Origin of the sequence: Curtobacterium sp. BRD11 (assembly GCF_031844345.1) — a bacterium.
Classification (GTDB): Bacteria; Actinomycetota; Actinomycetes; order Actinomycetales; family Microbacteriaceae; genus Curtobacterium.
On the sequence record NZ_JAUZUZ010000011.1, the window covers coordinates 1 to 10,675 of the forward strand.

Consider the following 10,675-nt stretch of genomic DNA (forward strand, 5'->3'; position numbering starts at 1 on the left):
AACAGCACCACCAGCACCACGCAGCACCACCCACCGGCCGGGGGACGCCCGACGTCCCCCGGCCGTTCCGTGCCCGGAACCGGCCGTCCACACAGCCGCAGCCGAACCCGGGAGGCGACCCGAGCCTCCCGTCCGCAGACCCAGGAGGAGACCCCACATGGCACGCAACCACGGAGCCGTCAGCGCATCGACCTCGGAACAGCGTCGCGAGGACGCTGCCGAGTGGAGCCCGCTGGCCCGCTACCTGTCCGAGTTCTTCGGCACCTTCCTGCTCGTGCTCGGCGGCGTCGGTACGGCACTCTTCGCCGCGAACTTCCCGAGCGACACCGACAACCAGTCCGGCGTCGGCTTCCTCGGCGTCGCACTGGCCTTCGGTCTGACGCTCGTCGCCGGCATCGCCGCCGTCGGGCACATCTCCGGCGGCCACTTCAACCCGGCCGTCACCCTCGGCCTCCTCGCCGCCGGGCGCACGGACCTGCGGCACGTGGCCGGCTACATCGTGTCGCAGGTCCTCGGCGGCCTCGCCGCGACCAGCATCATCGCGATCGTGCTCTCCGGGAAGGCCGGCGCCTTCCGGGCCGCGCACGACGCGGGCTTCGCCTCGAACGGCTTCGGCAGTGCCAGCCCGGGCGGGTACGGCCTCGGCGCCGTCTTCCTGACCGAGGCGGTCCTCACCGGGGTCTTCCTCGCGGTGATCCTCTCGATCACCGCCAAGCAGGAGTACCAGGCCCTCGCCCCGATCGGCATCGGCCTCACCCTGACCCTCATCCACCTGGTGAGCATCCCGGTGAGCAACACCTCCGTGAACCCCGCACGCTCCGTCGCTGCCGCGGTCTACGGTGGGGCCACGCCGCTCGCCCAGCTCTGGGTCTTCATCGTCGCACCGGTCCTCGGTGCGGTCGTCGCCGGCCTGATCGTCCGCGTCGGCGGTCGCCGCCGCATCACCGGCTGACCCCACGCGGTCACACACCGAGAGAAGGAGAACAGCATGCGCAACCGCATCATCGTCATCGGGCTCATCGCCCTGGTCGGCATCTGGATCGGGTCCCGGTCGAACCGGCCCGTCGTGAAGAAGACGAGCACGGCCGAGACCATCCGCAAGGCCTGGAACGACCCGCACGCGCGGAAGCAGCGCGCGAAGCTCCGCAAGAAGATCGAGAAGGCCGCCTCGCACTGACGGGGCGACCACGGACGGGAGGCGCGGTGCCAGCTGGCACCGCGCCTCCCGTCCGTTGCTTCACCTGGGCCGACGGCTGAGCAACACTGCGGCGAGCAGCGCGGCCACTCCGAGCAGCACCAACGGCAGGGCCGTGACGGTGAGCCACGTCGCGGTCGGTTGATCCGCAGGGCTCACGAACGCGCCGACGAGCGCCAGCGTCGTTCCTGCACCCGAGAGGAGTGCAGCGATGCACAGCAAGCTGGTCCTCAGGCGATCTCCGGACACGGTCTTCTCCTGGATCTGGCCATGACTTCCCCGTTCGTACCGCCGTCTGCGGTCCGACCACTGTCCATCCTGAGCCGGTCGATGTCAAACATCACATTGTGGATATCAATTGACCAGCGTGCAACTAGTCAGCTTGCTGGGCGAGGGCGGATCAGTCCGCGCCCGTGAGCGCGGCCGCGTAGGCCCGCACGGATCGGTTGTAGCGGGGGAGCGTCGGCTCGACGGCCTCGATCGCCACCCGGAGTGCCTCGTCCACCCGGCCCGCGCTGTGCAGCGCGAGCGCGAGGAAGACGCGAGGGGCCGCTCCGGTCGCAGGGTGCGATGGGGCGTCGCGGAGCATCGCGATCGCATCGTCGATCCGGCCGAGGTTCCGGAGGGTCGACGCGTGCTGCACGACCAGCCGTGCGGCACGATCGGGGTCGACGGTGCCGAGCCCCGCCTCGGTCGCCGCGGCGTACTGCTCGTGCGCGGCGGCCTCCTGCCCGCCGGAGTCGTGTGCGCCACCGAGCTCGAACGAGCCGAGCGCGGGGTGGGGCGCGACCGCCGCGAGCTCGCGCATCCGGTCGATCCGGGCAGCGTCGTCCACGGTGTCGTCCGCCCACAGCGACGCGACGCGCGCTTCCCAGTCGGGGTCGGAGAGTCGTGGCTGCGGGGTCGTGGTGTCGCTCACACGGTCACGCTAGCGGCACCGCTGCGACGCGCGACCATCCGGTGGACGTGCCCCTGCGCGCATCCGGGGCACCGGGATGCGAAGATGCATCGTTGCCCACCGACAGGACGACGAGGAACCCATGGGACACGACGACGCCGCGCCGCTCCTCGACGGGCGCTACCGACTCGAGCAGGAGATCGGACGTGGCGGCATGTCCGTCGTGTACCGCGCCACCGACGAGGTGCTGCACCGTCCCGTCGCCGTGAAGCTCTTCCACCCGGGGTCCGTCGACCTGGCACGGCAGGAGGCAGAGCTCGGCGTCCTCGCTGCGCTCGAGCACCACGGGCTGGTCGGGTTGCTCGACGCGGGTGTGGTCGACGTCGTCGGCAGTGGTCCGCGACGCTTCCTCGTCATGTCGCTCGTCGTCGGACAGGACCTGGAGGCGCGGCTCGAGGTCGGACCGCTCTCCGCGAAGCACATCGCCGAGATCGGCTACGACATGGCCGAGGCGCTCGAGTACATCCACCCGCACGGCGTCGTGCACCGCGACATCAAGCCGTCCAACATCCTGCTCGTGGACTACGGCACCGGCTCCGACCGGGCCCGGGCACGGCTGACCGACTTCGGGATCGCCCTGGCCGCGGGGGTCGAACGGCTCACCGCTGACGGTGTCACGACGGGCACGGCTGCCTACCTCAGCCCGGAGCAGGCCCGGGGTGCGGACGTCGGTCCCGCGAGCGACGTGTACTCGCTCGGTCTCGTGCTGCTCCAGTGCTTCACGCGACGCCGCGAGTTCCCGGGGTCGCTCGTCGAGTCCGCCATCGCCCGGCTGTCGCGCGACCCGGTCGTGCCGGAGCCGCTGCCGGAGCACTGGAAGCACCTGCTCCGCGCGATGACGGCGCAGGACCCGACGGAGCGGCCCCTCGGTGCGCAGCTCGTCACGATGCTGCGCGACGTCGTCATCACCGAGAGTGCTGCAGCCGACCCCGCGGCCACCGCTGCCCGGTCCGATGCCGCCCCCGCTGCGACCGCGACCGCCGACGCAGGCCCCGCCGAGCCGACCCCAGCCGCCCCGGCGGACGCCCGCCCTGCCACGCTCGACTCGCTGCCCGAGGAGTCGCTGCAACGCACCGTGGCGATGGCCGCACGGCTCTTCGACGCCCCGATCGCCCTGGTCGACGTGCTCGACGAGGACCGTGAGTGGTCGCAGTCGTGGATCGCCGAGGGGGTCGACGAGGCAGCGCGCAGCATCAGCTTCCGCAGCGGCTTCGCGCCGGTACCCGTCCCCGTGGTGATCCCGGACGGGTCCGTGCACCCGGAGATGCGGCAGAGTCCGCTCGTCACCGGGCCGCTCGGCATCCGGTTCTACGTGAGCGTGCCCCTGCTGCGGCACGACGGCACCGCGGTGGGGACCCTCGCCGTGCTCGACGTCCGTCCGCGTGAGGCGTCCGAGGGCGACCTGGCGAACCTGCGCGACCTCGCCGCGCTGGCCACCACGCAGCTGGAGCTCCGCCAGGAGTCCCTGCGCACGACGAGCGACGCACTGCCGCTCGACGGCGCGCGCTGACCCGCGTCAGGCGCCGGGTCGACCGTCCGACCAGGTCATCGCCCGGTCCGCCTGCTCGGCCGTGACCCGGGTCACCGCACCGCAGTTGGTGCACTCGTTGCGGTGCGAGCGCGACAGCGGGACGAGCGGGACGAAGAACAGGCTGAGCTTCGTCGTGCGGCGCACCACCCGCTGCGCCGCCAGGACGCCGCACACCCCGCAGACGAAGCGGACCACGGTGAGCAGGGTGTCGGAGCCGCGGGTGCCGAAGATCAGGAACACACCGCGAGGCTACGCGGACGGCGCAGACGGATCGTCAGCCGTCGGAGGCCGTCACGCGGAAGGACCGCACGAGCGGCTCGTCCGGCTGGACGACGACGGGGGAGCGCCAGGCGAGCGCCGAACCGACCGCGGGGTACTCCGCGACCCGGACGAACCACGGATCGCGGTGGTCCAGCGCCTCGACGAGCACGTGCGCCCGTCCGTCGGCGAAGGAACCGGTCCAGGCCACCCACGGTGCGACGGAACCGTGCACGCGGTGCTCGCCCGCGCCGTCGGGGGTGCGGACCACGACGTCCGTGCAGGGCGCGAACCGCAGGAACCAGCCGCCGTAGCCGGCACCGGAGCGACCGTGGCTGGCCGGACTGCCGAGCGCGACCGGTCGGGCACCGGGCGCGCGGAGCGTGGACGTCCACTCGAGCTGCCAGCCGTCCGGCGTCGCACGCCAGCCGAGCGTGCGCTCCTCGTGGAGCAGCAGCGCGCCGGCCGGGTCGCGCCATTCGGTGCCGAGCCGCACCCGGGCGCCGTCCGTCTCGGAGGGGCCGACGGTCGCGGTGCCGTGGTCGTCCTGCCACCGGTAGCCGGGACCGTCCACGTACGTCGGTCCACCCCAGCAGTTGACGCCGTCGAGGTCCGGGAACGCGACGCCGAGGCCGCAGTGCCAGGGGTGGTCCTCGGGGTGACGGTCGGTGAGCACCACGCCGCCGAGGGTCCGCACCGGGTGCAGGAAGGGCCGCGGCACCCAGGCCGACGGGACGTCCGCGCCGTCGTGCAGCTCGCCCACCCTGACCCCGGCGACGTCGAGCGGCACGACGACGCCGTGCGCCGTGCCCGTGCCCTCCGTGCCGTCCGTCCCCACCTCGCCGACGCTACGCGTCGACCTCCGCCGGCCGCCGCCGCACGAGCACGACGCTGTCCACCGTCTCGTGTCGCTCCCCGTCCGGTCCGGTCGCCGATCGCGGTCGGCCCTCGGCCACCAGGACGTCCCACCCGTCGTCGAGCCGCAGCGCCGCCAGGTCCTGCTCGGGCGTCGGGAAGCGGTAGGACCGCATCTCCTCGGGCACGTCGCGGTGCGGCGGAGCGGCGTGGGCGGTGACGAGCAGGTGCCCGTCGGGGGCGACCGCCGTGGTCGCCCGGTGCAGGATCGCGTCGCGGGGGATGCCGACCGGCCACGACTGCAGGAAGGACGCCGTGACCAGGTCGAACCGCTCGTCGGGAGCCGGGCTCCAGGTCGCCAGGTCGGCGGCGACGAACCGGGTCCGTCCGGCCACCCCGGCCGACCGCGCCGCACGGTCGGCGCGGTCGACGGCGGTCTGCGACAGGTCGACACCGGTCACCGTCCAGCCCTGCTCCGCGAGCCAGACGACGTCGCCGCCCTCACCGCACCCGAGGTCGAGTGCCCGGCCGCCACCCGACGGCAGTCCGGCGACCACGTCGGCGAGCACCGCGTTCACCCGGCCCGACCAGATCCCGTCCCGTTCGGCGTACCGGGCCTCCCACCAGTCACGCGCCGTGCCGCCCCCACTCGCGGGAGTGCCGTCGGGGCGGGCCGAGGTGTGTGCGTCGGCGGGGGCGGAGGGGTCGTCGTGCGCGTGCATCCGCCCAGTCGACCGCGCACCGGAGCGCACCGCAAGGATCCTTGCCGGACCGGCAACGGCGGCCCGCCGCGATCAGGCCCGGACCGGCGTCGTCGGCCTGTCGCGAGCGGCTGCCGGACGGGAGGCACACGGCCGCCCGCCACGCGCCTCCCATCCGTCGCACACCGGACGGACGGACGACGACGTTCCGTCCGGAGTGCGCGGCCTGGGTGTCCGGTGTCCGCGGTGCCGTCCGGCGGCGCGTACCGTCGCCGACACGACGAGATCGTCCGGCGGCCACGCCACGCGGGGGCCGCAAGGGTGGGTGCCACGCCACCCCGCGACCCTGCCGACCGGACGCTCCGGACGACGCAGGACGCCAGGCGGTCGTGATGCAGGGAGCACGACATGTCGACGTACCAGACGGACGAGCGGGTCGAACCGGTCCGCGTCATCACCTACCGGCACCTCCGCCGAGCCGCGCGACGGGGCTGGGCGGTGCCCGAGGGCGCCCCGGCGCCGTCGCTCGCGGACCTGGGGCGGGTCCGCGGACCCAGCCGCGGCGACCGCACGTGATCACCGCGACCGTCGACCCGCCCGCGGAGGACCGGTCGACCGAGCAGCGCCGGACCTCGGTCCGACAGGTCGTGCACAGCGGCACGGAACCCGGCGGGGCCCGCACCCTCCACGAGGACGTGTACGACGGCCACGACCTGTGGTGCCGTCCCGACGGGGACGCCCCCTTCAGCTACCGGTACCGCGCCACCGGGGACGGGCGGGTGAGCCTGCGGACCTCGTCGGTCTCGGCGCACCACGGCGGTGTGCTCGACCCCGGCCGGCAGTACCTGCTCGCGTGGTCGGTCGAGGGCGGTGTCGTGCTCGACCCGGACCGCGAGGACGGCGTCACGCTCCGCCCGGGCGTCCCGGTGATGTGCCCGGCGGGTCGTCCCTTCTCGGTGGCGGCGCCGCCCGGCACCGTGCACCTGGTGCACTTCGACGCGGACTTCCTCGAGGCCGTCGCGGTCGTCGGCGGTGCGGCCGTCCCCGTGCCGCTGGCGTTCCCGGCCGCCGTGCCGTCCGCCCGCCTCGCGCCGTTGCAGCGCACGCTCCGCGAGCTCGCCGGTGCGATGCTCGACGTCGACGTGGTCGACGGAGAGCGGGCGGGGCTGGACCTGCGCCTCGCCGAGGCCGTCCTCGAGGCGTTCCGCCCCGACCCCGACGGCGGTGTCCCCGACGGCCCCGTCGCCACGCTCGAGCGGGCGAAGGCGTACATGTACGCGCACTTCGCCCGCCCGCTCAGCACCGCAGAGATCGCCGCCGGCGCCGAGTCCAGTGTCCGGACGCTGCAGGAGACCTTCCAACGGCACGAGGCATCGACGCCGACCGCGTTCCTCCGGGACCTCCGGCTCGACAAGGCCCGGATCGCGCTGCAGCTCGCCGACGCAAGGGAGACCTCGGTGGGAGCCGTGGCGTCCTCCTGCGGCTTCCGGCACATGGGGCGTTTCTCCGGCGCGTACTCCGCGCGCTACGGCGAGCACCCGGGGGAGACGCTGCGAGGGCAGCGACGGATGATCGCGGTCGCCGGGACCCCCGGTCGCACGCGGGGGTCCCAGCCGGGCTGAGCCCGCCCGTCTCCCTCGCCTGTCCGGATCCGCAGGTCGGTCGGGAGGCACCCGGCGCGTCCACCGCGCAGCCCCGGTCCGCCCCATGCTGCGCTGGGTAGCGTGCAGGGATGCAGCGGACGTCACCGAGCACCGGGACCGGCGGGATCGCGGTCGCCGTGCGCGGGACCGGCGCCCCGGTCCTCGTCCTGCACGGCACCCCCGGCGGGATCTCCTCCGCCGAGGCGATGGCCCGCTTCCTGCCCTCCGACCGCTTCCGCGTCGTGACCCTCGCACGACCGGGCTACGCGGGGACGACCCTCGAGCCGGACCACCCCTCGCTCGACGACGAGGCCGACCGGTACGCGGCGCTCCTCGACGAACTCGGCATCGACCGTGTCGCCGTGCTGGCGTGGTCCGGCGGCGGCCCGGCTGCCTACCGGTTCGCGGTCCGCCACCCGGACCGGATCCGGACGCTCGTCGTCGTCGCCGGGCTGTCCGCGCGGTGGGTCCCGCCGAAGCCGTCCTTCGCCGAGTGGGTCGTCGCGTACACCCGGGTCGGTGCGGCGCTCGCCGCGTCCGCCGCGCGACTGCTGCCGTCCGTCGTCGTCCGCACCGCCGAGGCCGGCGTCAGCTCCCTGCGCGGGCGGGCACTCACCGCACACGTCGCGGACGTCCTGCACGACCGGCCCCGGCGCCGGGTCCTGCTCGACCTGTCCTCGAGCGGCAACGCGGGCGGGCGCAACCGTCCGGGGTGGGACAACGACGTGCGGGTGCTCGGAGCGGTGGACGACCTCGAGCTCGGGGCCGTCCGGGCACCGACGCTCCTGGTGCACGGCGACGCGGACACCGAGGTCCCGATGGAGCACAGTGCCCGGGCCGCTGCGACCGTGCCCGGAGCCGAGCTCCTCACACTGCCCGGCGGCACCCACTTCGGGCTCTGGGACCACCACGACGCGGCCCGCGTGCAGGAGCGCGTCCGGAGTCACCTCGAGCGCGCCTGACCGCTGCCGCGCCTGACCGCTGCGTACCCTCCGCTCGCTCGGGGAGGGCTGCGCCCGACCCGGCAGGCTGAGACGAACCGCAGGAACCGGACGCTCCAGCCCTGGCGGTCACAGCTTCGTGACCAATACGTTATCTCCCTGAGCCGGTCGACCACCCGTCGCCCGATCGCGGAAGGAACCATGGGACGACACGCACTGCCCGCAGCCCACGACGGCGCACGGTCGGCAGCACCCGAGCCGACCGCACCCGGATCGTCGGGACCCGCGGAGCTGCGGCGTCCCCGCGGCCGTCGCGCCGCCCTCGGCCCCGCGGTCGCCCGTTCCTCCTTCGTGCAGCCCGCGAAGCCCGCGCGCACGGTCGCGCTCGCCGCACCGCGCCCGGTCGCGTCGACCGCCGTCGCCGGCGCCGCGGTGCTCTCACGCTCCGCAGCACTCCGCGCCGAGCGGGCCGCGGACCCGCGGCACGTCCGCCGCGCCGCGAACGCCAAGCGTGCGGCGATCCTGCTCGCACCGGCGCTCGCCGTGACGTCGACGCTGACGCTCGCGGTCCCTGCCAACGCGGCCCCGGCGACCACGACGAGCAGCTCGGCGTCCACCACCACGGTTGCGGACGACGCGCAGTCCTTCACCGTCGCCCGCGACGTCGAGGTCCCCGTCGTGCAGACGGACGGCATGACGACGACCACGACGATCGTGTCCTACCCGACCATCGTCACGAAGTACGGCGTCACCACGCAGCAGGCCGAGGCGGCCATCTCGAAGGTGCTGTCGGCGGGCGGCAAGCGCGCCACGATCGTCTCGACGGCGCTGCAGTACATGGGGGACCCGTACGTCGAGGGCGGCGCGAGCCACTCCGGCATCGACTGCTCGGGACTGACGATGGTGGCGTACGCGGCCGTCGGCATCCCGCTCGTCCACTACGTGCCGTCGCAGGACGCGGTCGCCACGACGATCCCGCAGTCCGAGGCCCTGCCGGGCGACCTCGTGGTGTTCGACAACGAGGACCACGCCGGCATCTACCTCGGCGACGGCATCGTGCTGCAGGCGCCGCACCCCGGCGACCCGGTCGACATCGTGCCGCTGTACCCGAACGCCCACCACTTCGCGCGTCTGCTGCCCGCGGGGGAGTGACGCGTCGACGGGGAGTTGCACACCTCCCGTAAACTGGAGTGATGGCCACCGAGACCCGCACCCCGTTCGAGGAGCAGCGCTCCACGCGTCCGCAGGTGCGCCCGCGCACCGAGGGGTGGACCCAGGCGCAGGACTCCGAGGGGCGACCCCTCCTGCAGTTCGCGTCGCCGAAGCGCGGCAAGCCGCCGGTGCACCTCGCCGACATGACCGTCGAGGAGCGCGTCGCGAAGGTCAAGGAGCTCGGCCTGCCCGGCTTCCGCGCCAAGCAGCTGTCGACGCACTACTTCACGCACTGGTCGTCCGACCCGGCGACGATGACCGACCTGCCGGCTGCCCAGCGCGAGGAACTCGTGGCCGGGATGCTGCCGCCGCTCCTCACGGAGACCCGGCGTCTGGCGACGGACAAGGGCGACACGATCAAGTTCCTCTGGAAGCTGCACGACGGCGCCCTGGTCGAGTCGGTGCTGATGCGCTACCCCGGTCGCATCACGCTCTGCGTCTCGTCGCAGGCCGGCTGCGGCATGAACTGCCCGTTCTGCGCCACCGGCCAGGCAGGGCTGACGCGCAACATGTCGACCGCCGAGATCATCGAGCAGATCGTCCGGGCGAACGCCGCGATCGCTGCCGGTGAACTCGGGGGCGACCCGCGGAAGGGCGGACAGGACCGCGTCGACGCCGAGCGCGTCACGAACATCGTCTTCATGGGGATGGGTGAGCCGCTCGCCAACTACAAGCGGGTCATCGAGGCGGTGCGCACGATGATCGCCCCGCAGCCGCACGGTCTCGGGATGAGCGCGCGCGGCATCACCGTCTCCACCGTCGGCCTGGTGCCGGCGATCAGGAAGCTGGCGAACGAGGACATCCCGCTCACCTTCGCCCTGTCGCTGCACGCGCCGGACGACGAGCTCCGCGACGAGCTCATCCCGGTGAACTCTCGGTGGAAGGCCGACGAGGCGATCGACGCCGCGTACGAGTACTACGCGAAGACCGGTCGACGGGTCTCGATCGAGTACGCCCTCATCAAGGACATGAACGACCACGCCTGGCGCGCCGACCTCCTCGCCGAGAAGCTCAACGCGCGTGGCAAGGGCTGGGTGCACGTCAACCCGATCCCGCTCAACCCGACGCCCGGCTCGGTCTGGACCTCGTCGGAGCCCCACGTGCAGGACGAGTTCGTCCGCCGGCTGAACGCCGCGGGCGTCCCGACGACCCTGCGCGACACCCGCGGCAAGGAGATCGACGGCGCGTGCGGCCAGTTGGCCGCGGCGGACGAGACGGACGTCTGAGCCGACGATCGGTCGGACGGGAGGCACGGTGCGGGTCCGCACCGTGCCTCCCGTCGTTCCCGGGTCGCGTCGGCACGCGTGCCACCGCCGTCCGGCACCCGTCGGTCCACGGCTCGGTACCCCTCCTCCCGCGAGTCCTCGGGGAAGTCGGGGGA

13 protein-coding genes are annotated in these 10,675 nt (G+C 73.6%); 8 read left to right on the plus strand and 5 right to left on the minus strand.

Features of this window, described 5'->3' with window-relative positions; genetic code table 11:
* Window positions 1-157 precede the first annotated feature (157 nt).
* Both aqpZ and Q9R28_RS16700 read left to right on the plus strand, forming a co-directional pair.
* On the plus strand, window positions 158-952 hold the full coding sequence (aqpZ, locus tag Q9R28_RS16695; RefSeq protein ID WP_081984767.1) for an aquaporin Z: 795 nt from the start codon (window positions 158-160) through the stop codon (window positions 950-952).
* A 36-nt stretch (window positions 953-988) separates the two neighbouring features.
* The gene (locus Q9R28_RS16700; RefSeq protein ID WP_066653419.1) at window positions 989-1,177 is read left to right on the plus strand and encodes a hypothetical protein; all 189 of its coding nucleotides are present in this window, start codon (window positions 989-991) and stop codon (window positions 1,175-1,177) included.
* 60 nt (window positions 1,178-1,237) lie between these two features.
* On the opposite strand, the gene Q9R28_RS16705 is transcribed toward Q9R28_RS16700, so the two are convergent.
* On the minus strand, window positions 1,238-1,444 hold the full coding sequence (locus tag Q9R28_RS16705) for a hypothetical protein (RefSeq protein WP_311206662.1): 207 nt from the start codon (window positions 1,442-1,444) through the stop codon (window positions 1,238-1,240).
* 151 nt (window positions 1,445-1,595) lie between these two features.
* Entirely contained in the window at window positions 1,596-2,114 is a 519-nt protein-coding gene (locus Q9R28_RS16710) for a tetratricopeptide repeat protein (RefSeq protein WP_271827111.1), read from the minus strand.
* 121 nt (window positions 2,115-2,235) lie between these two features.
* Here Q9R28_RS16710 and Q9R28_RS16715 point away from each other — a divergent pair, with 121 nt between their 5' ends.
* Window positions 2,236-3,663 (plus strand): GAF domain-containing serine/threonine-protein kinase, encoded by a 1,428-nt coding sequence (locus tag Q9R28_RS16715; RefSeq protein WP_311206663.1) that lies wholly within the window; start codon window positions 2,236-2,238, stop codon window positions 3,661-3,663.
* 6 nt (window positions 3,664-3,669) lie between these two features.
* Here Q9R28_RS16715 and Q9R28_RS16720 read toward each other — a convergent pair whose 3' ends face one another.
* The 3 genes from Q9R28_RS16720 to Q9R28_RS16730 are packed head-to-tail and all read right to left on the minus strand — an operon-like array spanning window position 3,670 to window position 5,519.
* Window positions 3,670-3,924 (minus strand): zinc-ribbon domain-containing protein, encoded by a 255-nt coding sequence (locus Q9R28_RS16720; protein WP_311206664.1) that lies wholly within the window; start codon window positions 3,922-3,924, stop codon window positions 3,670-3,672.
* 34 nt (window positions 3,925-3,958) lie between these two features.
* Window positions 3,959-4,780, minus strand: coding sequence for a PmoA family protein (locus tag Q9R28_RS16725; RefSeq protein ID WP_311206665.1), 822 nt, complete (start codon window positions 4,778-4,780; stop codon window positions 3,959-3,961).
* A 10-nt stretch (window positions 4,781-4,790) separates the two neighbouring features.
* Complete coding sequence (locus Q9R28_RS16730) at window positions 4,791-5,519, minus strand: class I SAM-dependent methyltransferase (protein ID WP_311206666.1); 729 nt, start codon at window positions 5,517-5,519, stop codon at window positions 4,791-4,793.
* A 387-nt stretch (window positions 5,520-5,906) separates the two neighbouring features.
* Between Q9R28_RS16730 and Q9R28_RS16735 the strand changes: the two genes are divergently transcribed.
* The 5 genes from Q9R28_RS16735 to rlmN all read left to right on the plus strand — a co-directional run bounded on the left by Q9R28_RS16735 (window position 5,907) and on the right by rlmN (window position 10,520).
* Complete coding sequence (locus Q9R28_RS16735; RefSeq protein WP_251155794.1) at window positions 5,907-6,074, plus strand: hypothetical protein; 168 nt, start codon at window positions 5,907-5,909, stop codon at window positions 6,072-6,074.
* Window positions 6,071-7,120, plus strand: coding sequence for a helix-turn-helix domain-containing protein (locus Q9R28_RS16740; RefSeq protein WP_311206667.1), 1,050 nt, complete (start codon window positions 6,071-6,073; stop codon window positions 7,118-7,120). Before Q9R28_RS16735 ends, Q9R28_RS16740 begins: the two co-directional genes overlap by 4 nt.
* Window positions 7,121-7,230: 110 nt before the next feature.
* Entirely contained in the window at window positions 7,231-8,103 is an 873-nt protein-coding gene (locus Q9R28_RS16745) for an alpha/beta hydrolase (RefSeq protein ID WP_311206668.1), read from the plus strand.
* A gap of 180 nt (window positions 8,104-8,283) precedes the next feature.
* The gene (locus Q9R28_RS16750) at window positions 8,284-9,234 is read left to right on the plus strand and encodes a C40 family peptidase (protein WP_311206669.1); all 951 of its coding nucleotides are present in this window, start codon (window positions 8,284-8,286) and stop codon (window positions 9,232-9,234) included.
* Window positions 9,235-9,275: 41 nt separating this feature from the next.
* Window positions 9,276-10,520: a 23S rRNA (adenine(2503)-C(2))-methyltransferase RlmN gene (rlmN, locus tag Q9R28_RS16755; protein WP_271827105.1), complete on the plus strand. Its 1,245-nt coding sequence runs from the start codon at window positions 9,276-9,278 to the stop codon at window positions 10,518-10,520.
* Window positions 10,521-10,675: the final 155 nt, after the last annotated feature.